The following is a 23659-nucleotide window of genomic DNA, read 5'->3' as shown; positions in this document are numbered from 1 at the left end:
ACCGATCGAAAGGATCGACCGATGCACCCCCGTCCCCTGCTCGCCGCGGCCCTCGCGGCGAGCACCCTGCTCGCCGGCACCGCCTGCGGCGCCCGCCCCGCCGAGACCGCGACCGACCTCGTCGATGTCACCAACTGCGGTGTGCACCAGCAGTACCGGTCGCCCACCGCCGCGGTGCCGTACGACGTCTCGGCGATCGAGAAGATGTTCGCGCTCGGCCTCACCGACCGCATCAAGGGCATCGTCCTGCCGAAGACGGTGCACGGCGTGATCGCGAAGTCGCCGTACCGCGACGAGTACGCCAAGGTCCCGATCCTCAGCGACGGCGTGCTCACCCAGGAGCCGCTCGTCGCCGCCAAGGCGGACTGGGTGTTCGCGGGCTGGCAGGCGGGGTTCAGCCCCGCCCGCGGCGTCACCCCGGAGTCGCTGGGCAAGCTGCAGATCGACAGCTACATGCAGGAGGAGACCTGCTACAACTACGGCGACAAGCCCGCCGCGCGGGAGGTGAATCCGTTGGCGGACACGTACACCGACCTCACCAACCTGGGCGCGATCTTCCGCGTCCCGGACCGCGCCACGAAGCTGGTCGGCGACCTGCGCGCCCGCGAGCGCGCGCTGCAGGAGCGCGCCGCCCGCAAGACGGTGAAGCCGTCGGTGTTCGTCTACGACTCCGGGACCGCGGAGCCCTACACCGCCGGCCGCCGCGCCGCGGCCGACCAGGTGGTCTCCCTCGCGGGCGGCCGCTCCGTGACCCACGACGTGGACGGCCGCTGGACCTCCGTCGGGTGGGAGTCCGTGGTGCAGGCGCAGCCCGAGGTGATCGTCATCGTCGACTACGACAAGCAGCCCGCGCAGCAGAAGATCGACTACCTGCGACAGTCGTCGCCGATCAAGGAGTCGTCGGCGGTGCGCGAGAACCGCATCCGCGTGGTGGACTACGCCGAGCTGGTCGCCGGTCCGCGCAACCTCGACGCCGCGGCGGCCCTCGCCGACTACCTGGAGCAGAGCGGAGCCGCCCGATGACCGCGCCCGACACCGCCCCCGGCTCCGTCGCCGACGTCCTCGACCTCGCCCGCGAGGTCGCGCAGGACGAGGTGGCCCGCAGCGTCTTCTTCGTCGCGCACGGCACCCGCCTCGCCGGGAGCGAGCAGCGCTACCGGAACCGGTACGTCCTGGTCCGCGTGGGAGACTCCTTCGGCGCGTGCGCCTTCGAAGAGGGCGAGCTCGACCCCGACGTCGCGGACCTGTCCGGCGAGCCGCTCGCCGCCCTGCTCGAGCATGCCGCGCAGCCCCTGCGGATCGCCGCGGCCGACGCCGCCCTCGGTGCCGCGGCGCCGCACCGCGAGGACCCCCGCGCCGAGCTCCGGACACTGCCCACCGGCACCCCCGACGTCCGCGCGATCGCCCGCGACGCCGCGGTGGCGGAACTCCTCTCGGTCGCCCCGGGCGCCCGCGTCGCGCTGATCGGCGTGGTGAACCCCCTGGTGGCCGCCATCCGCGAGCGCGGCGGCGAGCCGCTGCTCGCGGACCGGAACCTGCAGCGCACCCACTGGGGCGATCCCGTCGCGGACGATCATCGTGCGGTGCTCGCCGAGGCGGACGCGGTGCTCGCGACCGGGATGACCCTGGGCAACGGCAGCTTCGACGAGATCCTTGCGACCTGCCGGGAGCGCGACGTACCGCTCGCCGTGTACGCGCAGAGCGGGTCGGCCGTCGCCCGCGCCTTCCTCGGGGCGGGCCTGAGCGCGCTCTCGGCCGAGCACTTCCCGTTCTCGCAGTTCTCCGCCGATGCCTCGCCCATGTACCTCTACCGGGGCCGGGCATGAGCGCACCCGGGGACCGCCCCCTGCCGGACCGGGTGCTGGTCCGAGCGATCTGGCCGATGCTCGCCGCGGCCGCGCTGGGCCTCGTCCCGTTCACCGTGATGGCGAACTTCCTCGTCGCCATCGCCGCCGACGCGCACGCGGGCGTCGACCTCATCGGCGGCCTGCGGGGTCTCGGCGGGGTGGCGGCCCTGCTGGTCGGCGTCGCGGCCGCGCCGCTGCTGGACCGGCTCTCGCGCTCGTCGGTGGCCGCGCTGGCCCTGCTCGTGCTAGCACTGGGGTGCGGGCTCGCGCTGCAGGGCAGCACCGTCGCCTGGGTCACCTTCTGCCTGCTGATCGGCGCGGGCACCGCCGTCCTCAACCCCGCGGTGTCGGCCATGGCGGCGGACCGGTTCGACACCCCGGCGGCCTCCGCGCGGGCCGCGACCCTCGTCTCGTCGACCATGACGTTGACGGCGGTCCTCGCGGCGCCGGTCCTGGCGCTGCCCGCCGTGCTGTGGGGCTGGCGCGCCGACATGGCTGCGACCGCCGTGGTGCTGCTCGTGGTCGCGGCGCTGATCGCCCGCCGCCGCGATCCGCGCGGCGGGAACACGTCCGTGAGCTACCTCCAGGCCTTCCGCACCGTACGGTCGATTCCGGGTGCCCTCGACACCCTGGCGGTCTCGCTCCTGCGCACGCTCGCCTTCATGGGCTCCCTCGCCTACATCGCCGCCGCCTTCGGGCAGCGTTTCGGGATCGGGACGGGGTGGTTCTCCCTGGTCTGGGCGACGTCCGGCCTCGCCTTCTTCCTCGGGAACTTCTTGGGCGGCAGGGTGATGCAGGATCGGGGTGCCGACCGCCTGCTCGGCACGGTGCTCGCGGCGATCCTCGTCGCCTCCGGCGCGATGGTGGCGCTCTACACCGCGCCGCACGTCGCCGTCGCCTGGCCGATGGTGGCCCTCGTCTCGGCCTCGCACGCCGTGATCGCCGCCGCCGTGACCACCACGCTGGTCCGCGGGGCGGGACCGGTGCGCGGCACCGTCCTCTCGCTCAACGGGGCGGCGCAGAGCGTCGGCGTCTTCGCGGGCGCCTCCCTCGCCGGCGGGGCCCTCGCGCTCGGCGGCTGGACCGGCGTCGGCGTCGTCCTCGGCGGTGCCACCGCGCTCTCGGCCTTCTTCGCCCGGCGCGCGCTGCGCGGGGCCCGCGCCGAGGAGCGTATCGGATGAGCGCACTGCGCAACGCCTCCCGCGGTCGCGGGGTGGGGCGGAGCACCGGCCACCACGGCGAGCTCCTGCAGGGCCGGTTCCGCTGCCCGGTCGAGGGCGAGTGTCCGGGCCTGGTGACCGTGCCGATCGGCACCGTCGGGTCCGTGGCGGTCTTCGCCCCGGACGCCTCGGGCGCGGTGCGGGCGCGGACCGCCGGCGGCGCGCGCGGCCTGGACAAGGCGCGCAGGGCGGCCGCGGCCACTCTGGCCCACCTGCGGGAGCGCGGCGCGCTTGGCTGCACGGGCGGCGAGCTCCGCATCGCGCGGACGACGGCCGTCGGCCTGGGACTGGGCTCCTCGACCGCCGATGTGCTCGCCGCGGTCCGGGCGGTCGCGGACTGCGCGGACGTCGAGCTCGACGCCGACACCGTCGCGCGGCTCGCCGTCGCCGCCGAGGGGGCCTCGGACCCGCTGTGGGCCGACCGCCCGATCCTGTTCGCGCACCGGCACGGTCACGTCATCGAGGAGCTGGGTGAGACCCTGCCGGCGTTGCTGCTGGTGCGGTGCGTGCTGGGCGGCCCCGTCGACACGCTGGCGCTGCCCCGGGCGGGAGCCGGGGCCGTGGCGGAGTACGAGGAGTTGCGCGCCCTGTTGCGCCGCGCGGTCGCGGCCGGCGACGCGGCGGGGGTCGGCGCGGTCGCGACCCGCAGCGCGCTACTCAACCAGAGTCGGCACCACAAGCCCGGTCTCGACCGCCTCATCGCGGCGGCCGAGCGCGGCGGAGCGCTCGGCGTGCAGGTGGCCCACTCCGGGAACGTGGCCGGGCTGCTGTTCGAGCGCGAGCACCCGCGGGAGCGCCTGCGGCGGGCGTGTGCCCGCGTGCGCGCCGTCGGCTTCCGCGTGGCCGACGCCCCGATCGTGGTCGGCGGCGCCGCATGAGGATCGACGGCCACATCGCCGAGGCGCTGAGTCGCCCCGCCCTGCTCCGCGGCGCGGACGACCGGTACCTGCTGCGGTTCGAGTCGATGAAGGTCGCCTCGGCCCGGGCGGCACTGCGTGCGGCGCTCGACGCGGGGCGGGTCCGGCCGGGCGGCACCGTCATCGACTCGTCGTCGGGCATCTACGCCTACGCCCTGGCCCTGGCCTGCCACGAGGCGGGCGTGCGGTGCCGCATCGTCGGATCGACCACGATCGACGAGGGACTACGGGTCCAACTCCTCGCCCTGGGGGTCGAACTCGAACAGATGCCGCCGTCGGCCTCGCTCAAACTCGACCAGGATCGCCGCGTCCGGCGCATCACCGAACTGCTCGCGCAGGACCCGTCGCTGCACTGGATGCGGCAGTATCACGACCCGGTGCACTACCTGGGCTACCGCGACATCGCCCGGGCCGCGGCGGCGGAGCTGGCGGCCGAGGGAGTCGCGTCGGTGCGGCTCGTCGCGCCCGTCGGCTCGGGGGTGTCCAGCGGCGCACTGCGACTCGGCTTCGAGGAGGCGGGCCTGGCGGTGGAGCTGGTCGGCGTGCAACCCTTCGGCAGCGTCACCTTCGGCGCCGAGCACGTGGAGGATCCCGCCATGCTCATCGCCGGCATCGGCTCGTCGATCCCGTTCGACAACGTGCGGCACGGGCTCTACGACGTGATCCACTGGGTGTCGTTCGAGGTGGCCCGCGCCGGTACGCACCGGCTGCTCCGCGAGTACGCGCTCTTCGCGGGCCTGTCCTCCGGAGCGGGGCACGTGACGGCGGGTTACGAACGGCAGCACGGCGCGTCGGTCGACGCCACCGTGCAGGTGCTGCCGGACACCGGCCACCGCTACCTGCGCGCGCTGGCCGACCACGCCGGCACGGCGGAACCGGAGGGGCCGCGGCTCGTCGACGACCCGTCGGCGATCGCGCTGCCGTGGTCGCGGATGCGCTGGTCCGGGCGGCCCGGAGCCTGACGGACCGGAGACGCCGCTAGTCGCGGCTGCCCGTCTCCATCTGGTCCGGGTCGATGGTGCTGTCGCGCAGCCGCTGTTCCTGGTAGGCCACCCGGCCCACCCGGTGCGCGACCGCGGGCGCGGTGATCATCGTGAACAGCCCGGCCAGCACCAGCATCCACACGTCGACCGAGTCGGTCATCCGGACGATCGCGCCCGCCAGCAGCAGGAGCATGCCCAGGGTCTGCGGCTTCGTCGCCGCGTGCATGCGGGTCAGCGTGTCTGGGAAGCGGATGATGCCGATCGCGGCGGTCACCGCGAAGACGGCGCCGGTGAGGAACAGGATCGAGGAGACGACGTCGACGATCATCGCAGGCCCCCGTTCCGCGGCGCGATGTCCGGCGTCTCGTCGGGCGGCGACGGGGCCGTCCCGGCATCGTCGGGCACGCGGAAGCGCACCACCGAGACCGAGCCGACGAAGCCGACGAGCGACAGGGCCACGATGCCGGGGATGACCGACGAGTTGCGGCTGTACGCCGCCCACACGGCGAGCCCGCCGACGGCGATCGCGACGAGCGCGTCCACCGCGACGACCCGGTCGAGGGTGTTCGGGCCGCGCAGCAGGCGGTAGGCGGTGAGGAAGGCGGCGGCCATGAGGATCACGCCGGTGATGACGAAGACGACGGTCACGACTTCTCCTCTCCCTCACTGCTCTGCGCCTTGCGGTAGGCGATCTCCGGCGCGGCCATCCGGCGGGCGTCGCCCGCCAGGCCGCGGGCGCCGGGCGTGACGTGGTGGAAATCGTCGTCGTCGATGCCGTGCATCGGGCTGGCGTGCCACTCGTTGTCGCGCTCGAAGGCGTTGATGAACAGCCGCTCGAGACGCGCTGTGCTGCGGTAGAACTGCCGCACCGCCTTCTCGCTGCTCACGTCGACCACGTGCACGTAGAGCAGCCGCCGCTTGGTGTCGATCTCCAGCACCATCGTGCCGGGGATCAGGTTCATCATGTCCACCAGCAGCGTGAGCACCAGGTCGGACTTGATCGAGACCTTGGCGCGGAGCACGGCGCTCAGCGGCATCCCGCCGGGCCGGATCGCCAGCCAGGCCACCTCGATCGACGAGCGGAACATCTCCACGAGGAAGACGCCGATCAGCTTGAGCAGCGAGCCGACGTGCACGCGGCCCTCGACCGGGACCGGCGGCAGGGGGAGCAGCAGCAGGATCGCGAGGCCCACCAGCAGGCCGCCGGCGATGTTGCCCCAGGTCACGCTGCCCCACAGCATCACCCACACCGCGTCGAGCCAGATCAGTTGCGCCACCTTCACACCGACGGCGCGGCCGTCGCGCAGGTCCGGCAGGACCCGCGTCACGAGTCGCTTAGCCATGCGCGCCTCCCTGCGGTCCGACGGTGACGGGCGCACCGTCGGGCGTCTTGAGCTTGTCCAGGGCCTCCGGGCCGAGCACGGCCTCGATGTAATCCGCCCGTCCGATGAGCTGATCCGCGGCGCGGTCGGTCACGCCGAACATCGGGCCGGCGAAGATCGCGAGGATCAGGCCGACGCCGAGCAGGCCGGCGGTGGGCGCGACCATGCTCATCGGCATGCGGCCCGGGTCCTCGCGGTCGGCGAACTCGATGACGTCGGCGTCGTCCAGCAGGGCCTCCGGGTGCGCGACGGCCAGCTGGCCCTCGGGGGCGTCCGAGCGGGGGCGCCAGAAGGCCTTGGTCCACACCCGGATCACGGCGTACAGGGTGAGCAGGCTGGTGATCACGCTGCCCGCGACCAGCACCCACGCCAGCACCGAGCCCTGCCGCACGCCGGCCTCGATCAGGCCCACCTTGCCGACGAAGCCCGAGAACGGCGGGATGCCACCGAGATTCAGTGCCGGCAGGAAGAACAGGATCGCGAGCACCGGGCTGGCCGCGGCGAGGCCGCCGAGGCGGCGCAGCGAGGCTGCGCCCGCCTGCCGTTCGATGAGGCCCACCACGAGGAACAGCGTCGTCTGCACGAGGATGTGGTGCACCACGTAGTAGATCGTCGAGCTCAGACCCAGCGGCGTGGAGAGGGCGATGCCGAAGATCATGTAACCGATGTGGCTGACCAGCGTGAACGAGAGCAGACGCTTGATGTCGGTCTGGGCGATCGCGCCGAGGATGCCCACGATCATGGTGAGCAGGCCGGCGATCATCAGCACGTCGTCGAGCGAGCCGCCCGGGAACAACAGCGTGTGCGCCCGGATGATCGCGTACACGCCGACCTTGGTCAGCAGGCCCGCGAAGACCGCCGTGACCGGGGCGGGCGCCGTCGGATACGAGTCCGGCAGCCACGTCGACAGGGGGAACACCGCCGCCTTGATCCCGAAGGCCACGAGCAGCACGGCGAACAGCGTCGTCGTGGTGCCCGACGGCAGGTCCTGCAGCTTGATCGCCATGTCCGCGAGGTTGAGGGTGCCCGTCGCGAAGTAGGCGTAGCCGATGCCGAGCAGGAAGATCACCGACGAGACCATCGAGACCATCACGTACGAGACGCCCGCCCGGATGCGGTCGGCGCTGCCGCCCACCGTCAGGAGCACGAAGGATGCGGCGAGCAGCATCTCGAAGGAGACGAACAGGTTGAACAGGTCGCCCGCGAGGAAGGCGTTGCACACGCCCGCCGCGAGGATCAGGTAGGTGGGGTAGAAGATCGAGACGGGCTGGTGCTCGTCGCCGTCGCGGATACCCTGTCCCACCGAGTACACGAGGACGCCCAGCAGCACGATCGCCGACACCAGCACCATGAGCGCCGCCAGCTGGTCGGCGACGAGGGTGATGCCCAGCGGCCCGCCCTTGCCGTCGCGGTCGCCCCAGCCGCCGACGTGCAGCGCGACGGTGCCGTGCCGGTCGGTGTAATAGAGCATGAGCGCCGCGACCGCGACGATCGCCACGAGGGAGATCAGCGAGATCAGTCGCTGCAGCCGCGGGTGCCGGCCCATCACCATGGTGATGGCGGCAGCCACGATCGGCAGCACCGTCGGCAGGGGGATGAGGGCGAGCATCATCGATTCGGTCATCGCTCGCCCTCCTGTTCGCTGTTCTCGCCCGGCGGGAGCTGCTTCTCCCGCGGCACGGCGGGCAGGGGCAGTGCCCCGGTGTCGACGACGTCGACGCGGGCCCGCTTGAGCTCCTCGGGGGAGAGCAGCTCGCCGTCGGGACCGTAGGCGTCGCCGAGGGCCGACGGTGCGCCCGTGATCGGGTCGTCCGAGGCGTCGTAGTCGGGGTCGTCGGCCGCGACGTCGACGTCGCGCTCGAGGACCTTCGTGTCCTCGGGGTCGTCGTCGACCTCGTCGTCGGTGTTGATGGTGAAGGAGCGGTAGGCGAGCGCGAGGATGAACGCCGCCATGCCCATCGTGATGACGATCGCGGTGAGGATCATCGCCTGCGCCAGCGGATCGGCGTCCGTGAGACGACCCTCCGAGAAGTACCCGACGATGGGCGGGTTCCCGGGCGGGGAGGACAGCGCGAGGATCAGCAGGTTCACCGCGTTGCCGAACAGGATGATGCCCATCAGCATGCGGGTGAGGCTGCGGTCCAGGAGCAGGTACACGCCGGTGGCGACCATGACGGCGATCGCGGCGAAGAGACCGATGTCGACGATCATCGCGCGCCACCCCCCGTCTGGACGGGCAGGGGCGAGGTCATGTCGGCGGGGGATCCCTCCAGGTCGAGTCGTGCTCCCAGGCTGCGCAGGACGTCGAGCACCAGGCCCACGACGATGAGGTACACGCCGGCGTCGAAGATCAGCGCGGTCACCACCTTGACGTCACCGAAGACCGGCAGGGTGAACTCGAAGGCGACCGACGACATGGCCGGCGCGCCCGCGAGCAGCGAGACGATGGTGCCGCCCGCGGCGAGCAGCAGGCCGGTACCGAGGATCCGGCCCGCGTCGAGCGGGAGGGCCTCGCCGATCTCGTACCGGCCGCCCGCGAGGTAGCGCAGGACCAGCGCGAGGCCGGCGGTGAGGCCGCCCGCGAAGCCGCCGCCCGGCGCGTTGTGGCCGGCGAAGAAGAAGTAGACCGAGACCACCATGATCGTGGGGAAGGCCATGCGGGAGGTGATCTCGAGGACCAGCGAGCGGTGCCGCGGGTCGCGGAGCGCGCTGCCCCGCAGCCAGGTGGTGCCGGGAGCGGCGGCGGCCGCGGCCGCGGCCTCCGCGCTGACCCTGGGCGCCGAGCCGAAGCGGCGGTTGCGGAAGACCAGCGAGGCGACGCCCGTCGCCGCCACCAGCAGCACAGAGATCTCGCCGAAGGTGTCCCAGGCGCGGATGTCGACCAGGATCACGTTCACCGTGTTGTGGCCGTAACCGAACTTGTAGGCCTGCTCCGGAAGCCGGTCCGCGACGGGGGCGGCCACCCGCGCGGCGCGCGCCGCGATCGCCACCACGACCACCATCGCCGCCACCGCGACGCCGAGGAGCGCGCGCGCCACCCGCGAGGGACGGCTGCCGGTGATCGGCGCCTCCGCGGGCAGCTTGCGCAGCACCAGCACGAAGATCACCAGGGTCAGCGTCTCGACCAGGAACTGGGTGAGCGCCAGGTCGGGGGCGCCGTAGATCGCGAAGATCACGCCCGTGCCGTAGCCGGTGACGCCCACGACGAGCACCGTCGCCAGACGGTTCCGCAGCAGCACCGCGGTGAGCGCCGCGGCGCACATCAGCAGCGAGATCGCGAGGAACAGCGGCGAGGCCTCGATCCGCATGTCGGGCCGCGCGCGAGTCCCGAACGCCAGCACCAGGATCGGTAGCAGCACCAGCGTGAGCAGGATCGTGCCCTGGGTGAGCGGCAGCGAACCGCGCTGGGTGCTCTGCGTCATGCGCAGCGACAGCACGTCGGCACCGCGCAGCGTGGCGTCGTAGAGCCGGTCGGCATTGCCGAGCAGCACGCTGTTGCGCCGCCGCAGCCGCGCGAACGGGCTGTGCGGCTGCGCGATCACGATGCCCGTCGCGATGATCAGCGCGGTCAGCAGCAGCGGCAGCGTGAAGCCGTGCCACAGCGCGAGGTGGTACGGGTCCTCGGCCGGCGGGAAGGACCGATCGGGGTACTCCGCGAGCACGTGATCGAGCCACGGCGAGAAGATCCCGTCGAGCAGGCTGAGCGCGGCGAGGAGCGCGGGGCCGGCCAGGAACAGCGGGCTGATCGCGTGCATGTTCTCGACGGCGCTGGTCGCCTTGATCTGCCCCTTGCGGCCGAAGGCGCCCCACAGGAAACGGATGCTGTAGGCCATCGTCAACGCGGAGCCGACGCACAGGCCGACGAGCAGGATCACGGGGAGCGGCGACGGCAGCGAGGCGTGCAGCATCGTCTCGAGCGCCGCCTCCTTGCCGACGAAGCCGTACAGCGGCGGGATGCCGGCCATCGACGCGGCGGCGAGTGCGGCGATGACCGCGAGCACCTTCTGCCGGTCGCCCAGCCGGGCCAGGCGCCGGATGTCGCGCGTGCCGGTGGCGTGGTCGATGATGCCGACCACCATGAACAGCGTGGCCTTGAACAGGGCGTGCGCGGTGAGCATCGTCATGCCCGCGAGCGCGACGTTCCGCTCGCCGGTGCCGACGAGCACCATCATCATGCCGAGCTGGCTGACCGTGCCGAAGGCCAGGATCAGCTTGAGGTCGAACTCCCGCAGGGCGCGCCAGCCGGCCAGGATCATCGTGAGGATGCCGAGGCCCAGCACGATGACCCGCCACGACGTGAGGTGCGCGAAGGCGGGCGCGAGCAGCGCGACGAGGAAGACGCCGGCCTTCACCATGGCGGCGGCGTGCAGGTAGCCGGAGACGGGCGTCGGCGCGGCCATGGCGCCGGGGAGCCAGAAGTGGAAGGGCACGATCGCCGACTTGCTGATCGCGCCGATGAGGATGAGGACGACGCCCACCTCGACGCCGATGGAGATCGTCGACGGGTCGCCCACGGCGCGGGCGATGACCTCGGAGAACAGGTAGGTGCCGTAGTGCTCGCCCAGCTCGATGATGCCGACCAGCATCGCGAGGCCGCCGAGCGTGGTGACGAGCAGCGCCTGCGTCGCGGCGCGGCGGCTGGTGGCGCGCTCGGCGTAGTAGCCGACGAGGAGGAAGCTCAGCACCGAAGTGAGCTCCCAGAAGACGTACATGACCAGCATGTTGTCGCTGACCACGAGGCCGAACATGACGGCCATGAAGGCGACGAGCTCGGCGGCGAAGGTGGGCAGCTTGCGGGTGTTGGAGACGCCGGTGAAGTAGCCCGCGCAGTAGACGAGGATGACCGCGCCGATACCGAGCACGAGGACCGACATGACCGCGGCGAGCGGCGTGAGCCGCAGGTCGACGTTCATGTTCAGCGCCGGGACCCACTGCAGGGACTCGGTACGGTCGGGCTCGCCGGAGGCGGGCCACACGGTGATGATCCAGACGAGGGCCGCGGCGGGGGCCAGCGCGAGCGCCAGGAATCCGCGCGCGCCGAAGCGACCGACCACGATGGGTGCGGCTAAGGTCGCCAGTGACAAACAGACAAGGATGACAAGCAAGGGCACTCCGTCCTTTTGTGAGCGGGGTGTCGTTCTTTTGGAATTCTACCGGTAGGCATGTCGGGAGCTGCATGGACCAGTCGACGGATCGTCCGACCACTTCGAGGGCGCGGGTCTCGCGCCTCACGCGCGGCGCGTTCGGCGCCCTCGCTGCGGGGGCGCTGCTCCTCGGCGCAGCGGGGTGCGGCGACGACGCCAAGGACACCCCGGCGGCCTCCGTCACCCTGCCGGCGTCCTTCCCCAAGGCCGACGTGCCCATCGTCGACGGCAACCTCATCGACGCGGGCGAGCGCACGCAGGGCGGCGTCACCGTCTACAACGTGACGGTGCAGGCCGGCGACGGCGGCTTCGACGCCGCGACCCGCAAGCTCACCGACGCCGGCTACATCGCGCTCGGCGCCGGTGCCGGCACGCCCGACAACGCCACCCGGTCCGCGCAGTTCTCCGGCAAGGGCTACGTCGTCACGGTCAGCTCGGTGCAGGCCGGCGCCGTCCCCAACGCCGTCTTCTACTCGGTCAGCAAGGTCTAGCGCGTTCACAAACCCGCTCGAAACTCGATCACGGCGAAGTATTTCCATCCTGACCTCGCAGAACGGCGGTTTCGGAACGGGGTGCTCCACAGATTTGGGTACCTAACGTGTTCTGTCCACAGGGGAGCCCCGGCTCGGGATGATCAGGCGGAGACGACCGGCACGATCGCCCCATGAACATTCATGATCTGATCGCCGGGCTCGCCGCGAGTAATGGCGGAGTGGTCTCCCGCAGGCAGCTGGTCCGAGCGGGCGCCGACGCCACCGAGGTGGATGATCTGCGCCGGCGCACGGCGCTCAGGGTGATCCGCCGCGGCTGGTACGAGACCCCCGGTGCCGATGCGGCGGTGGTCGCGGCGGTGCGGGCCGGCGCGACGGTCGCGTGCGTCTCGGCGCTGAAGCATCGGCCCGGAGTATGGATCCCGCCGCAGCAGAAGCGGCTCCACACGCGATGGTCCCGGTACCGGGACACACCGAGGTTCGATCATCAGTGCCGCGCCCACCGCACGCTGGCGACACCGATCACCGCGGTCGATGCGCTGCCCGAGGCACTGATCTGCGCCGCCAACTGCCTCGACCCGGACATGTTCGTCGCAGTCGCGGATTCCTTGCTGCGGCTGACCCCGCCCGTCGACCTCGCTGACATCCGGCACTGGTTCGACGGCGCACCGGTGCGGACGCTGCGACTGCTCGACCAGCTGGATCCGGCGGCGGAGTTGGGCACGGAATCGGTCGTGCGGTACCGGCTGCGCCGCGCGCACATCGGGGTGCGGACCCAGGTGGTGATACCCGGCGTGGGCAGGGTGGACCTGATGGTCGGCGATCGACTGATCATCGAGTGCGACAGCGACGGCCATCACAACGGCGCGCGGCGGAAAGCGGACTGCAGGCGCGACCGCACCTCGACCGTCGGCAACTACCGAGTGCTCCGGATCGACTACGACGAGGTGATGGACGATCAGGCATGGGCCGCGTTCCTCCAGGAAGTCCTCGCCCTGGTCCGCAAAGGACGGCATCGCGGCACAACCGACTTCTGAAACCGGGCTCGATCTCGGTCGCGATGGAAATGCTTCGCCCAGATCACTCAGGGACGCGGTTTCTGAACGGCTACGTCGCCCGACGGTCCGCGTACGCCTGCAGATCCGCGACCTGGACGGGGTCCAGCGACGGCCGGACGGCAAGCCGCGCGGCCTCCACGTCGGCCGCGGTCACGGTGGCCGCGTCCAGGTCGCGCCGCATGGCGGTGAGCGCGGCCTCGCGGAGCAGGGCGCTGCAGTCGGCGGCGGAATAGCCGTCCAGCTGCTCCGCCAGCGCCGGGAGGTCCACGTCGTCGGCCAGCGGAATGGACCGCGAGCTGGTCTTGAGGATCTCCGCGCGGGCCTCGGCGTCCGGCGGCGGCACGAAGATCAGCCGCTCCAACCGGCCGGGCCGCAGCAGCGCGGGGTCGACGAGGTCGGGGCGGTTGGTCGCGCCCAGGACCACCACGTCGCGCAGCGGCTCGGCGCCGTCGAGCTCGGTGAGCAGCGCGGCCACCACCTTGTCGCCCACGCCCGAGTCCGACGACTGCCCGCGCCGCGGCGCGAGCGCGTCCACCTCGTCGAGGAAGATCAGCGACGGCGCGCTGCCCCGGGCCCGTGCGAACAGGTCGCGCACGGCCTTCTCCGACTCGCCGACCCACTTGTTCATCAACTCCGCGCCCTTGACCGCGTGCACCGACAGCTGCCCCGACGCCGCGAGCGCGCGGACCACGAACGTCTTTCCGCAGCCGGGCGGGCCGTAGAGCAGCACGCCGCGCGGCGGCTCCACGCCGAGCCGCGCGAAGGTGTCGGGGTGGCGCAGCGGCCACAGCACCGTCTCGGTGAGAGCCTGCTTGGTCTCCACCATGTCGCCCACGTCGTCGAGCGTGATCGACCCGACGGACACCTCCTCGGTGGCGGACCGCGACACGGGCCGGATCACGCCGAGCGCCCCGAGCAGGTCGGGCTGGGTGATGGCGATCCGCTCGTCGGTGCCGACGACCCGCGCCGCGGCACGCAGCGCGCCCTCCCGGCACAGCGCCGCGAGGTCGGCGGCGACGAAGCCCGGCGCCCGGAGCGCGACCTCGTGCAGGTCCAGGTCGACGGTCGGCGCGTCCCGCAGCAGCAGGTCCAGCAGCTGTTCGCGCTGCTTCGCGTCCGGCAGGTCGACGGTGACCGTCCGCTCGGCGAGGTCGGGCTCGCGCAGCCGCGAGTCCAGCTCGCCCGGCGCGGAGGTGGTGGCGAGCAGCGCGACCCGCGGCGTCCCGACGGCGCGGCGCAGCTCGTCGAGGATCATCGTCGAGACGGGCTCGCGGGTCGCGGGCAGCAGCGCCTCCACGTCGCGGACCAGCAGCGCCGCGCCCGAGCCGTCGACCGCCTCCCGGACCCGCGTGACCGCGGAGCGCACGCGCTCGAGCCGCGCCTGCGGCTCCAGGGCGCCGGTCAGCGCACCGTCGAGCTCGACGAGCGGCCGCGGCGCCACGACGGACCGGGCCACGGTGGCCTTGCCGCCGCCCGTCGGGCCGGTGATGAGCACGCCGAGCCGGGCGGGCGCGCCCAGCTTCTCCAGCAGCTCCGGCTCGTCGAGCGCGAGGGACAGCCACTCGGTGAGGCGGCGGACCGCGCCGTCGGCGCCGACCAGGTCGGCGACGGGGCGGACGGCCGGCGTCTCGACGTCCGGGACCTCCTCCGTGAAGGTCACGACCTCTGCGGTGGCGGCGGTTGCGGGGGCGCCGGAATCGTCGGCCCACAGCACCGCGGAGTTCGGCTGGATCGACACCGGCCCCGGCGACGGGTCGACGGAGACCACGGTGAGCAGCTCGTTCGTCCACGTGATCCCGACCAGCCGCGACAGCTGCTGCACGGCCTCCGCGGTCGACGTGCCCGGACCCAGATCGCGGGGCAGGAGCGAGACGCTGTCGCCGGGCATCATCACCTTGCCGAGCAGCGCCTGCCGCAGGGCGGCACCGTCGAGGGCGTTGCGGGTCAGCGCGCTGCCGCGCAGCAGCACCCGCTTCGCGCCGTAGACGGTGGCGGGCGTGATCACGACGGTGGCGTCCTCGCGGAGGCCGCAGTTGGTGATGGTCAGCTCGTCGAGGAGCGCGACGCCGGGCGGGGTGCCCGCCGGGGCCGCAGCGACGACCGCGGCGGTGCGGCGCGCGCCGAGCAGCTCGATCCCGTCCCACTCGCGCAGGCCGAGCGCTGCGAGGGCCTCGGGATGGATGCGGACGATGCCCCGTCGCGCCTCGAGGGCCGAGGTCTGCAGGCGGACGGTGAGCGAGAGGTTCGACACGCGATCCACCCTAGTTCGCGGCGCCGCACGGCGGCGGGCCGCGACCGGTTCAGTCCTCGCGGGTCGGGCGGCGCAGGCCCAGGCGGGCGGTGGAGCGCCGGGGACCGCGGCCGGCGGTCGCGGCGCGACGGTGCGGGCGCACCGCGCGGCGCTGCTCGCGGCGCATCTGCCGGCGCTCGGCGGGCTTGTTGTCCCAGGCCTCGGGCCGGGCGACGACCCAGCGCTTGGACCACCACGCGAAGGGGATGTGCAGCAGGTACAGCGCGATCACGAGGAGCAGCGCGATGTACGGGTAGGTCAGGATCAGCGCCGCGAGGCCCGCGACCGCCACCAGCACGCCGGCGGCCTTCGCGGGCTGCACGGTCATCGTCTTGAAGCTGGAGGTGGGGATGCGGGAGACGGTGAGCGCGGCGACGAACAGGGTCCACGCCGCGACCATCGGGGTGCTGACCCACCAGCCGTCGCCCCACTCCTGCTGGGCGGCCAGCGGGGCCAGGACCAGCAGCGCGCCGGCGGGCGCGGGCACGCCGACGAAGAAGTCCTTGGTGTACGCGGGCGCCGTCGGGTCGGCGGCGAGGGTGTTGAACCGGGCCAGCCGGAGCACCATCGCCACGACGTAGAGCAGCGCGACGATCCACCCGGCGGGCGATCCGGGGAAGCACACGAAGTACAGGATCAGCGCGGGCGTGACGCCGAAGTTGATGGCGTCCGCGAGGGAGTCCAGCTCGGCGCCGATCCGGGTGGAGGCGCCCAGCAGCCGCGCGACGCGGCCGTCGAGCCCGTCGAGGATCGCGGCGACGACGACCAGCATGATCGCCAGATCGACCTTGCCGTCCGCCGCGAACCGCACGCCCGTCAGGCCCGCGCACAGCGCGGCCACCGTCAGCATCGACGGCAGGATCATGACCCCGACGGGGCGGTGCGGCGCGGTGGACGAGTCGGTCACGGCAGGCGCGCGATCACGGTCTCGGCGGCCACCGCGCGCTGGCCGCTGTACACGGTCAGCTCGGTGCCGGCGGGGAAGTACGTGTCGACGCGGGAGCCGAACCGGATGATGCCGTAGGTCTCGCCCAGCTCCAGGGTGTCGCCGGGTGCGCAGTCGGTGCGGATGCGCCGCGCCACGAGGCCGGCGATCTGCACGACGCCCACGGGACCGTGCTCGGTGGCGAGGCGCACCGAGTTCCGCTCGTTCCGGTCGCTGGCCTCGGGGAGGTCGGCGGGCAGGAACTTGCCGTCGGTGTGCACCACGGAGTCGACGACGCCGGCCAGCGGCGCGCGCTGCACGTGCGCGTCGAACACCGACAGGAAGATGGAGACGCGGGGCAGCGGCGCGTCGCCGAGGCCCAGTTCGCGCGGGGGCACGTGCTCGTCGACGAGGGTCACCTCGCCGTCGGCCGGGGCCACCGCGACGCCGTCGGCGGTGGGCGTCACGCGGGCGGGATGCCGGAAGAAGCCGGCGCACGCGGCCGCGGTGAGCAGGGCGGGAACCCGGATCCAGCCCTTGCGGTAGCCCACCGCGGCGACCCCGAGGGAACCCGCGATGAACGGGGTCCCCGCGGGGTGCAGCGGCGGGACGGTGTGCCGGATGAGCTCGGTGATGTGCTCGATGCCGGTGGTGTGCTCGGTCAAATGGCCGTCGACCGGCGTGCGAGGTCGGCGCGCCACCTAATCGTCCTTACTGTTCGCTGTCATATCGGGTGACATCTTCTCACCCGACGGTGCCATCACTTGCGTCCGGTGACCAGCTTCACTGCTCCGATGAGAACGCAGGCGCCGACCAGGGCGGTGACGAAGGTGAGGAACCAGCCGAAGGCACCGGTCTGGACGTCGAACAGGCGCAGCACGTAGCCGCCGAGCCAGCCGCCGATGATGCCGGCCAGGACGTTCTTGATGATGCCCATGTCCTTGTCGGTGCCCATGATCTTGCTGGCGATCCAGCCGGCGAGGCCGCCGATGATGATCCACGCGAACCAGCCCGCGCTGAAGTTGGCCGAAGCGAGCATGACGGTGTCTGCGTACTGCGCGACCATGAGAATCTCCTCGTTAGTGGGTCAAGAGGATCAGTTCCACCGGGCTCCCCGCGGCCAGATGCTCGACCTCGGCGGGGACGTCCAGCAGGCAATCCGCCTGTGACAGCCATCGTAGGTAGTGCGAACCCGGCCCGCCGAGAACCGAGACCGAATCGGTACCGTCGTCGTTCCTCGTGAGGAGTCCGCGCAGGTACTGGCGTTTTGCCGGGATCGAGTCCACGGGCTCGGCGAGCCGCGCGACGCGTCGGGGGCGGTCGGGCAGGCCCATCGCCGCGCGCAGGGCGGGCCGCAGGAAGACCTCGAAGGAGACCAGCGCGCTCACCGGGTTGCCGGGGAAGGTCACGAACGTCACCCGCACGCCCCCCAGGTCGACGGTGCCGCAGCCCTGCGGCATGCCGGGCTGCATCGCGACCTTGACGAAGTCGACGCCCCGCGCCGCGAGGGCGTCCTTGACCACCTCGTACGCCCCGGCGCTGACGCCGCCGCTGGTCACGACCAGGTCGACACCGCCCGCGGAGATCCGCTCGGCGAGCCGGGCGAGGAAGGCGTCGGCGTCGTCCGCCACGAACCGCACGACCTCCGCGGTGGCCCCGGCCTCGCGGATCGCGCTCGCCAGCATCGGGGCGTTCGACTCGTAGATCTGCCCGGGCCGCAGCGGCGTGCCCGGTTCCACCAGCTCGGAGCCGGTGGACAGCACGGCGACGTGGGGCGGGGCGAGCACGGGCACCGTCGTCAGGCCCAGGGCCGCCGCGAGCCCGACGACGGCGGGCCCGACGGTCTCGCCGCCGCGCAGCGCGGTCTCCCCGGCCTCGATGTCGCTGCCGGCGGCGCGGAAGAACCGTCCGGGCTCGGGCGTCTCGTCGATCCGGACGCGCTCGCCGCCGCCGTCCGTCCGCTCGACGGGGACGATGGCGTCGGCACCGTCGGGCACGGGGGCGCCGGTCATGATGCGGCACGCGGCCCCAGGCGGGAGCGCGGGCACGTCGGTGCGGCCGGCGGGCACGTCGAAGGCGACGGGCAGCACGGCGCCCGCGACGACGTCGGCGGCGCGCACCGCGTAGCCGTCCATCGCGGAGTTGGTGAACGGCGGCAGCGAGAGCGGCGCGGGCACGTCGCGAGCCAGGACGAGGCCCAGGGCGTCCGCCACCGGCAGGTCGACGGTCCGCGGTGCGGGAACCAGCGCGGCGACCGCGGCGCGGTGCTCGTCGACGGGCCTCACGCGCCGGCCAACCGGGTGAGCAGCAGCGCTTCGGCCAGCGCGGTGCGCCGCAGCTCGCCGGGGTCGACCGACTCGTTCGGCGCGTGGATGCGGCACTGCGGCTCCTCGACGCCGAGCAGCGCGATCTCGGCCGTCGGGGCGGCCTTGCGCAGCTGGGTGCACAGCGGGATCGAGCCGCCCTGGCCGCTGAACGCGACCTCGGCACCGTCGTACGCCTCGACGAGGGCCTCCTGCAGCACCCGGTAGGCGGGCCCGGTGGTCTCGGCGGCGAAGGGCTCGCCCACGGACTCGACGACCGCGTCCACGTGCGCGCCCCACGGGGCGTGGTTGGTCAAGTGCGCGACGAGCAGCTCGCCGGCGTGGCGCGGGTCGGTGCCCGGCGGCACCCGCAGGTTCAGCAGGGCCGCGGCGCGGGGCTGGATCGCCGCGGCGGCGGTGGCTGTCGCGGGGGCGTCGAGGCCGATGACGGTGACTGCGGGCCGCGCCCACAGCTGGTCGGCGATGGCGCCTGAGCCGAGGATCGCGGCGTCGTCGTAGATCGCGGCGTCGGCGGCGAACTGCGCCGGCTCGTAGGGCTCGCCCGCCCAGCGTGCGGAGCTGTCGAGCCCGTCGATCGTGGTGTTGCCGAAGCCGTCGCGCAGGGTCGCCAGCAGCGCGATGAGGGCGGCGAGGGCGTCGGGGGCGGCCCCGCCGAACGCGCCGGAGTGCAGGTCGGAGGTGCCGGTGCTGAGCTCGACCCGCACGCTCGCGACGCCGCGCAGGGACGTGGTCAGCGTCGGGCGGCCGACGGCGACGTTGCCGGTGTCGCCGATGACGATGAGGTCGGCCTGCGCCAGCTCGGGCCGCTCGGCGACGAGGTCCTCGAGGCCTTCGCCGCCGCCCTCCTCGGAGCCCTCGATGATGATTCGCACGCCCACGGGGAAGGACCCGTCCTCGCCGCGGACCGCCCGCAGCGCGGTCAGATGCGCGACGAGGTTGCCCTTGCAGTCCGCGGACCCGCGGCCGTACCAGCGGTCCGCGCCGTCGGGGCCGGGGCGGGTGGTGAGCGTGAACGGGTCGGACTTCCAGGCCTCGCGCGGGCCGGGCGGTTGCACGTCGTGGTGGCTGTAGAGCAGGACCGTCGGGGCGCCCTCCGGCGCGGGCGTGTGCCCGACGATCGCGATCGACCCGTCGGACGTGGTGACCTGCTCGATGCTTCCGATGCCGGCCTCAGTGAAGGCCTTCGCGACCCATGCCGCCGACGCCGCGTTGGGCTCGGCGCCGAACTCGGGGGAGTCGTGCACGGACGGGTGCGCGACCAGCTCCGCCAGGTCCGACCTGGCCCTGTCCATCAGGTTCTCGACGGTGTCCTGCAGGCTGCGCTCGGTCATCGGCTCACCCTAGCGCGGCTTAAGTGGCTCGTTGGCACACCGTGCTTGACTATCCCGGTGGTGGTGAAGCGCGTCCTCCTGGGCTGTATCGCGCTCGTGGCGATGGTGTCCGTTCTGCCGGGTTGCACGTCGACCGTCGCCGGGTCGCCGGATGTCGCGCCGTCAGCCTCGCCGCAGCCGCGGACGGGCTCGTTCGCAACGATTCCTCGGACGCTCACGGCGCCGGATGGCTTCGCTGCGGAATCGATGGAGAGCTATCGGATGGCTGAGACGATTCCGGACCTCGCTCAGATCAACGCCGAGATGAGCCACCAGGGCGGTATGAACACGGCGCAGCTTCGCTACGGCCAGTGGTCTCTCAAGAACGTCTTCGGCGAGGCCGCCGCGGATGCACTCGCCGCGCTCGAGGTGGGTGTGCTCGTATCGGCGGACAATTACGACCTGGCTCGGCCGCGACCTGCCCGACCGGCACAGTTCGCGGTGGCGATCGTCCGTATGGAATCTCCGGAGAAGGCGAGTGTCGCCGTGTCGGCGCGACTGCTGGGGGCGGACCCGGATACATACGGGGTGGGAGTTCCTCCCAAGGTCGAGGTCAGTATCCCGGGATACCCGGCAGCGGTCGCGTACACGCAGGATTGGAAGGCCGCGGGGGCGGTGTCCGTGCGGGCGTTCCTGCCGACCGGCCGGTTCGTTCTGGCGGTTTCCGGTGTCGTCTCGCTGGAGCAGGCGAAGGTCTACTTCGACAGGCAGACCGCTGCGTTGCGGGACTTCGTCCCCACGCCGAGGTCCGAATTCGCAGACCTCGAGTTGGACTCTCCTGGCCTCGCGCGTCTCACGTTGGCGCCCGAATCTTCACAAGGATTCGCGGTCCCGGTTCGTGCTCTCGTCTACCAGCAGACGGATGTCGGCCGAATGCGCCAGGTATTCGATCAGGCCGGTGTCGACGCGGTGGGATCCGGCTACAACACGGTGTACCGGGCGCGTGATGAATTCGGTGCCGAAGCTGTGAGGCTTGCGCTCAACAGGGAACTGATCGCGCGATCGAAGGTGATTCAGTCGAAGAATGTCGACGGAGTGCCGGGCGGCAGATGCGTCGAGTACTCGAATGGCGGGTCATCGACTTCGATGTGGTGTGTGGTGAGCGTCGGTCGCTTCGTCTCGGAGGTGACGTCTCGTCAACACGAGAAGGCGGTGCAGGCGTTGGGGGCGAGTTATGTGATCCTCCGCGATCACGGATGAATTCGATACATGGTGGTCGCGACCCGGTGTGCGGGAGCATATTGTCAATGCCCGAACGTGAAGATGTGTGGCAGTGCGTCTTGCGCATTGGCAGGACTGATCTGAGGAGACGCATGAAGCGCAGGCTGGTTCCGCTGATCGTGAGTGCGCTGCTGCTCGCGGGATGCTCGACGACGGTGCCGGGCTCACCCGTTGCGGACCCGTCGGGGGTGCCCAAGCCGGACACGGGGTCCTACGCGACTGCACCGCGCCAGCTTGGTGCGATGACGGAGAAGATGCACATCGCGGCGGAGGCGTTCCGGATGGTCGAGATCATCCCGCTGGCGTCGGAGGTCGACCCTGCGCTCCGGTACGGCGGGCGCCCGTCCGTGGGACGGATCGAGAGCACCGTCAAGATGGCGTTCGGTGACGGGGTCGCTACCGCGGTCGCCGGGATGGAGGTCGGCGCGTACACGTCGGCCGGCGACAAGGCTCCGGGGTCCGATGCGACGTCGTCGAGGAGCCTGATCACCGGCCTGTTCCGGTTCAAGGACGAGGCCGCGGCGCGGGCGGCGGTGGCGAACCCGGCGGTCCTGTCGCCCGACAAGGCGTTCGGTTCCGAGACACCGAGGCCCAAGAAGCCGGAGACCGTACCCGGTTACTCGGAGGCGATCGCGTACTCCAAGTCCGCGGGGGACTCGACCTCACGGGTCGGGCTCCTCGCGAGCGGCCGGTACGTGATCGGCGCCTGGACGAACAGTTCCGTCGACCTGATCAAGAAGTACTTCGACCTGCAGGTGAAGTCCCTCGCCGGCTTCGTGCCGACTCCCGTCGACAAGTTCTCGACCCTCACCCGCGCGGACGAGGACCTGTTGCGGTACACGCTCGTGGAGGAGTCGCCGACGGTGTTCGAGACGACCTACTCGCCGCGGGGCTTCGCCCCGTTCGCCTCGGACACGACGGGCGCGCTGGCGGACTTCGCCGCCACGGGCGTCGACCGGATCGCGAACGCGGACAACGTCGTCTATCGGGCGCGGGACGCCGCTGGTGCAGCGCAACTCGCGGACAGATTCATCGCGGAGAACACGCGCTTCTATCCCGGAGGTGAGTCCTCCACGGTGCGGGGCGTTCCGGGAGGCCGATGCCGGTCGTTCCCGCAGTACACGGGCTCGAAGGACAAGCGGACGTACTGCGTCGTGCCGGTGGGGCGCTATCTGGCCGAGGTCAGCGACATGCAGGACGCACGGGCGAAGCAGGCTCTCGGCGCCTCGTATCTGATTCTGCAGCAGGCGAAGTGAGGATGAACATGAAGAAGTCCCTGGCGGCGCTCGCGGCGTCGGCCCTGTTCCTGGCGGGATGCTCGTCGACGGTGGCCGGCACCCCCGTCGCCGATCCGTCCGGCGTGCCCAAGCCGGAGACAGGATCGTTCGCGACCGCGTCCCGGGCCATCGGCTCGACGACTCAGGCCGACGGGGAGACGCTCGAGGGCTACCGGATGGCGGAGACCGTGCCGTTCATCCACGAGATCGATGCGGCCATGCATTTCCGCGGCAGTGCGCGCGCCACGTCCCGGTCGGCCATTCAGGGGATGGTCAAGGGCGTCTTCGGTCAAGCGGCGGGAGATGTACTGGGCACCAAGGCCGAGGTCGCGGCTTCGGTGGGCGCCAGCGACACGCAGCAGGGCACCAAGTACGACTCGAAGAGGAAGGAACGCGGCGAGACCGTCGTCCTGGTCCGCATGGCGAGCCCGGCCGACGCTTCGGCCGCCGTCGGCCAGGCGCTGCGGGCGCGCGAGAAGGACTCCTCCGGCGAGGATCTACCGGCGAAGGTGGAGACGAGGATTCCCGGCTACGACGCAGCCGTCGCCTACACGCAGACGTACGGCGCCCCCGTCGGCACCGCGACGGTGGGCTTCCTCGCGTACAAGCAGTACGTGATCGGCGCCTTCGGCGACCTCTCCGTGGACCAGCTGCGCACCTACTTCGACCGGCAGACCAAGGCGCTCGACGGCTTCCAGCCGACGCCGCTCGACAAGGTGAGCACACTGCAGCTCGATCCCGAGGGCGTCGCGAAGCTGACCCTCGCACCGTCGAAGGGCGACGGCGGCTACTCCCTGCCCGCCCGGTCCGCCGTACTACGGCAGACCGACGTCTCGCGGTCGGTGAAGACCTTCGCCGATGCGGGCGTCGACGTCGTCGGCGTCGGCGGCAGCACCGTCTACCGGGCGAAGGACGCGAAGGGTGCGCAGCACCTCGTGGACGAGTTCACCGACGAGACTCGGAAGGCCTTCACGAAGGTCGAGGAGGAGAAGATCAAGGGCGTCCCGGGCGGGATCTGCCTGACTTTCGCCACCTACGAGGGCGCGACCTCGAGGCTCACCTGGTGCTCGGTCGCCGTGGGCCGGTACGCGGCGGAGTTCACCTCGTCGCAGCGGCAGCAGGCGGTCCAGGCCATCGGCGCCGCCTACCTGATCCTCAAGAGCGCCGCGTAGCCGCACGGGCTTCCGCAGAGGACGAAGGGGCGCACCCA

The 23659-nt window shown here is 72.0% G+C and carries 22 protein-coding genes; 10 read left to right on the top strand and 12 right to left on the bottom strand.

All coding sequences use genetic code 11. The annotated features are described in order from the left end of the window. The first annotated feature begins 21 nt into the window (after nucleotides 1-21). The 5 genes from ACM9LD_RS06035 to ACM9LD_RS06015 are packed head-to-tail and all read left to right on the top strand — an operon-like array spanning nucleotide 22 to nucleotide 4946. Complete coding sequence (locus ACM9LD_RS06035) at nucleotides 22-1023, top strand: ABC transporter substrate-binding protein (protein WP_415675835.1); 1002 nt, start codon at nucleotides 22-24, stop codon at nucleotides 1021-1023. Next, nucleotides 1020-1826 carry a Rossmann-like domain-containing protein gene (locus ACM9LD_RS06030; RefSeq protein ID WP_415675834.1) on the top strand — a complete coding sequence of 269 codons (807 nt, stop codon included), beginning with the start codon at nucleotides 1020-1022 and terminating at the stop codon, nucleotides 1824-1826. Before ACM9LD_RS06035 ends, ACM9LD_RS06030 begins: the two co-directional genes overlap by 4 nt. After that, the gene (locus tag ACM9LD_RS06025; protein ID WP_415675833.1) at nucleotides 1823-3028 is read left to right on the top strand and encodes an MFS transporter; all 1206 of its coding nucleotides are present in this window, start codon (nucleotides 1823-1825) and stop codon (nucleotides 3026-3028) included. The genes ACM9LD_RS06030 and ACM9LD_RS06025 overlap by 4 nt, the downstream gene beginning before the upstream one ends. Continuing rightward, entirely contained in the window at nucleotides 3025-3945 is a 921-nt protein-coding gene (locus ACM9LD_RS06020; protein ID WP_415675832.1) for a GHMP family kinase ATP-binding protein, read from the top strand. Before ACM9LD_RS06025 ends, ACM9LD_RS06020 begins: the two co-directional genes overlap by 4 nt. After that, on the top strand, nucleotides 3942-4946 hold the full coding sequence (locus tag ACM9LD_RS06015; protein WP_415675831.1) for a pyridoxal-phosphate dependent enzyme: 1005 nt from the start codon (nucleotides 3942-3944) through the stop codon (nucleotides 4944-4946). Before ACM9LD_RS06020 ends, ACM9LD_RS06015 begins: the two co-directional genes overlap by 4 nt. Nucleotides 4947-4962: 16 nt before the next feature. Here ACM9LD_RS06015 and mnhG read toward each other — a convergent pair whose 3' ends face one another. The 6 genes from mnhG to ACM9LD_RS05985 are packed head-to-tail and all read right to left on the bottom strand — an operon-like array spanning nucleotide 4963 to nucleotide 11454. Beyond that, nucleotides 4963-5295 (bottom strand): monovalent cation/H(+) antiporter subunit G, encoded by a 333-nt coding sequence (gene mnhG, locus ACM9LD_RS06010; RefSeq protein ID WP_068522911.1) that lies wholly within the window; start codon nucleotides 5293-5295, stop codon nucleotides 4963-4965. Beyond that, nucleotides 5292-5615, bottom strand: coding sequence for a monovalent cation/H+ antiporter complex subunit F (locus ACM9LD_RS06005; RefSeq protein ID WP_415675830.1), 324 nt, complete (start codon nucleotides 5613-5615; stop codon nucleotides 5292-5294). The genes mnhG and ACM9LD_RS06005 overlap by 4 nt, the downstream gene beginning before the upstream one ends. Further along, entirely contained in the window at nucleotides 5612-6310 is a 699-nt protein-coding gene (locus ACM9LD_RS06000) for a Na+/H+ antiporter subunit E (RefSeq protein ID WP_415675829.1), read from the bottom strand. Before ACM9LD_RS06000 ends, ACM9LD_RS06005 begins: the two co-directional genes overlap by 4 nt. Further along, a complete protein-coding gene (locus ACM9LD_RS05995; protein ID WP_415675967.1) occupies nucleotides 6303-7958 on the bottom strand; it encodes a Na+/H+ antiporter subunit D in 1656 nt (551 codons plus the stop codon). The genes ACM9LD_RS06000 and ACM9LD_RS05995 overlap by 8 nt, the downstream gene beginning before the upstream one ends. A gap of 11 nt (nucleotides 7959-7969) precedes the next feature. After that, a complete protein-coding gene (locus tag ACM9LD_RS05990) occupies nucleotides 7970-8560 on the bottom strand; it encodes a Na(+)/H(+) antiporter subunit C (RefSeq protein ID WP_415675828.1) in 591 nt (196 codons plus the stop codon). Continuing rightward, the gene (locus ACM9LD_RS05985; RefSeq protein ID WP_415675827.1) at nucleotides 8557-11454 is read right to left on the bottom strand and encodes a Na+/H+ antiporter subunit A; all 2898 of its coding nucleotides are present in this window, start codon (nucleotides 11452-11454) and stop codon (nucleotides 8557-8559) included. Before ACM9LD_RS05985 ends, ACM9LD_RS05990 begins: the two co-directional genes overlap by 4 nt. Before the next feature lie 71 nt (nucleotides 11455-11525). Here ACM9LD_RS05985 and ACM9LD_RS05980 point away from each other — a divergent pair, with 71 nt between their 5' ends. Together ACM9LD_RS05980 and ACM9LD_RS05975 are read left to right on the top strand one after the other, a co-directional pair. Then, nucleotides 11526-11984: a hypothetical protein gene (locus tag ACM9LD_RS05980; protein WP_415675826.1), complete on the top strand. Its 459-nt coding sequence runs from the start codon at nucleotides 11526-11528 to the stop codon at nucleotides 11982-11984. A gap of 302 nt (nucleotides 11985-12286) precedes the next feature. Continuing rightward, entirely contained in the window at nucleotides 12287-13021 is a 735-nt protein-coding gene (locus ACM9LD_RS05975; protein WP_415675825.1) for an endonuclease domain-containing protein, read from the top strand. 70 nt (nucleotides 13022-13091) lie between these two features. Here ACM9LD_RS05975 and ACM9LD_RS05970 read toward each other — a convergent pair whose 3' ends face one another. From ACM9LD_RS05970 to ACM9LD_RS05945, 6 genes are read right to left on the bottom strand one after another with little or no spacing between them, the layout of a single operon-like run. Continuing rightward, nucleotides 13092-15293: an AAA family ATPase gene (locus ACM9LD_RS05970; protein WP_415675824.1), complete on the bottom strand. Its 2202-nt coding sequence runs from the start codon at nucleotides 15291-15293 to the stop codon at nucleotides 13092-13094. 49 nt (nucleotides 15294-15342) lie between these two features. After that, nucleotides 15343-16197, bottom strand: coding sequence for a CDP-alcohol phosphatidyltransferase family protein (locus ACM9LD_RS05965; protein ID WP_415675966.1), 855 nt, complete (start codon nucleotides 16195-16197; stop codon nucleotides 15343-15345). Between the two features lie 38 nt (nucleotides 16198-16235). Then, nucleotides 16236-16958, bottom strand: a complete 723-nt coding sequence (locus ACM9LD_RS05960) for a phosphatidylserine decarboxylase (protein ID WP_415675823.1) — start codon at nucleotides 16956-16958, stop codon at nucleotides 16236-16238. A gap of 59 nt (nucleotides 16959-17017) precedes the next feature. Then, nucleotides 17018-17323 (bottom strand): GlsB/YeaQ/YmgE family stress response membrane protein, encoded by a 306-nt coding sequence (locus ACM9LD_RS05955; RefSeq protein WP_415675822.1) that lies wholly within the window; start codon nucleotides 17321-17323, stop codon nucleotides 17018-17020. A gap of 13 nt (nucleotides 17324-17336) precedes the next feature. Next, entirely contained in the window at nucleotides 17337-18542 is a 1206-nt protein-coding gene (gene moeA, locus ACM9LD_RS05950) for a molybdopterin molybdotransferase MoeA (RefSeq protein WP_415675821.1), read from the bottom strand. Then, nucleotides 18539-19912, bottom strand: a complete 1374-nt coding sequence (locus tag ACM9LD_RS05945) for a M20/M25/M40 family metallo-hydrolase (RefSeq protein ID WP_415675820.1) — start codon at nucleotides 19910-19912, stop codon at nucleotides 18539-18541. Before ACM9LD_RS05945 ends, moeA begins: the two co-directional genes overlap by 4 nt. A 60-nt stretch (nucleotides 19913-19972) precedes the next feature. Here ACM9LD_RS05945 and ACM9LD_RS05940 point away from each other — a divergent pair, with 60 nt between their 5' ends. The 3 genes from ACM9LD_RS05940 to ACM9LD_RS05930 all read left to right on the top strand — a co-directional run bounded on the left by ACM9LD_RS05940 (nucleotide 19973) and on the right by ACM9LD_RS05930 (nucleotide 23621). Next, a complete protein-coding gene (locus ACM9LD_RS05940) occupies nucleotides 19973-21151 on the top strand; it encodes a DUF7373 family lipoprotein (RefSeq protein ID WP_415675819.1) in 1179 nt (392 codons plus the stop codon). Between the two features lie 113 nt (nucleotides 21152-21264). After that, a complete protein-coding gene (locus tag ACM9LD_RS05935) occupies nucleotides 21265-22428 on the top strand; it encodes a DUF7373 family lipoprotein (RefSeq protein WP_415675818.1) in 1164 nt (387 codons plus the stop codon). An 8-nt stretch (nucleotides 22429-22436) separates the two neighbouring features. Beyond that, the gene (locus ACM9LD_RS05930; RefSeq protein WP_415675817.1) at nucleotides 22437-23621 is read left to right on the top strand and encodes a DUF7373 family lipoprotein; all 1185 of its coding nucleotides are present in this window, start codon (nucleotides 22437-22439) and stop codon (nucleotides 23619-23621) included. The last annotated feature ends 38 nt before the right edge of the window (nucleotides 23622-23659 follow it).

This window comes from Tsukamurella hominis, from assembly GCF_965137015.1.
In the GTDB taxonomy this organism is placed as follows: domain Bacteria; phylum Actinomycetota; class Actinomycetes; order Mycobacteriales; family Mycobacteriaceae; genus Tsukamurella; species Tsukamurella hominis.
The sequence above is the reverse complement of the archived record's forward strand: the minus strand, read 5'-3'. Positions and strand labels throughout refer to the sequence as shown.

Excerpts from the sequence above, each read along its gene's own strand:
- ACM9LD_RS06035 (WP_415675835.1), top strand. The coding sequence starts at position 22 with ATGCACCCCCGTCCCCTGCTCGCCGCGGCCCTCGCGGCGAGCACCCTG.
- ACM9LD_RS06030 (WP_415675834.1), top strand. The coding sequence starts at position 1,020 with ATGACCGCGCCCGACACCGCCCCCGGCTCCGTCGCCGACGTCCTCGAC.
- ACM9LD_RS06025 (WP_415675833.1), top strand. The coding sequence starts at position 1,823 with ATGAGCGCACCCGGGGACCGCCCCCTGCCGGACCGGGTGCTGGTCCGA.
- ACM9LD_RS06020 (WP_415675832.1), top strand. The coding sequence starts at position 3,025 with ATGAGCGCACTGCGCAACGCCTCCCGCGGTCGCGGGGTGGGGCGGAGC.
- ACM9LD_RS06015 (WP_415675831.1), top strand. The coding sequence starts at position 3,942 with ATGAGGATCGACGGCCACATCGCCGAGGCGCTGAGTCGCCCCGCCCTG.
- mnhG (WP_068522911.1), bottom strand. The coding sequence starts at position 5,295 with ATGATCGTCGACGTCGTCTCCTCGATCCTGTTCCTCACCGGCGCCGTC.
- ACM9LD_RS06000 (WP_415675829.1), bottom strand. The coding sequence starts at position 6,310 with ATGGCTAAGCGACTCGTGACGCGGGTCCTGCCGGACCTGCGCGACGGC.
- ACM9LD_RS05995 (WP_415675967.1), bottom strand. The coding sequence starts at position 7,958 with ATGCTCGCCCTCATCCCCCTGCCGACGGTGCTGCCGATCGTGGCTGCC.
- ACM9LD_RS05990 (WP_415675828.1), bottom strand. The coding sequence starts at position 8,560 with ATGATCGTCGACATCGGTCTCTTCGCCGCGATCGCCGTCATGGTCGCC.
- ACM9LD_RS05980 (WP_415675826.1), top strand. The coding sequence starts at position 11,526 with ATGGACCAGTCGACGGATCGTCCGACCACTTCGAGGGCGCGGGTCTCG.
- ACM9LD_RS05965 (WP_415675966.1), bottom strand. The coding sequence starts at position 16,197 with ATGATCCTGCCGTCGATGCTGACGGTGGCCGCGCTGTGCGCGGGCCTG.
- ACM9LD_RS05955 (WP_415675822.1), bottom strand. The coding sequence starts at position 17,323 with ATGGTCGCGCAGTACGCAGACACCGTCATGCTCGCTTCGGCCAACTTC.
- ACM9LD_RS05945 (WP_415675820.1), bottom strand. The coding sequence starts at position 19,912 with ATGACCGAGCGCAGCCTGCAGGACACCGTCGAGAACCTGATGGACAGG.
- ACM9LD_RS05935 (WP_415675818.1), top strand. The coding sequence starts at position 21,265 with ATGAAGCGCAGGCTGGTTCCGCTGATCGTGAGTGCGCTGCTGCTCGCG.
- ACM9LD_RS05930 (WP_415675817.1), top strand. The coding sequence starts at position 22,437 with ATGAAGAAGTCCCTGGCGGCGCTCGCGGCGTCGGCCCTGTTCCTGGCG.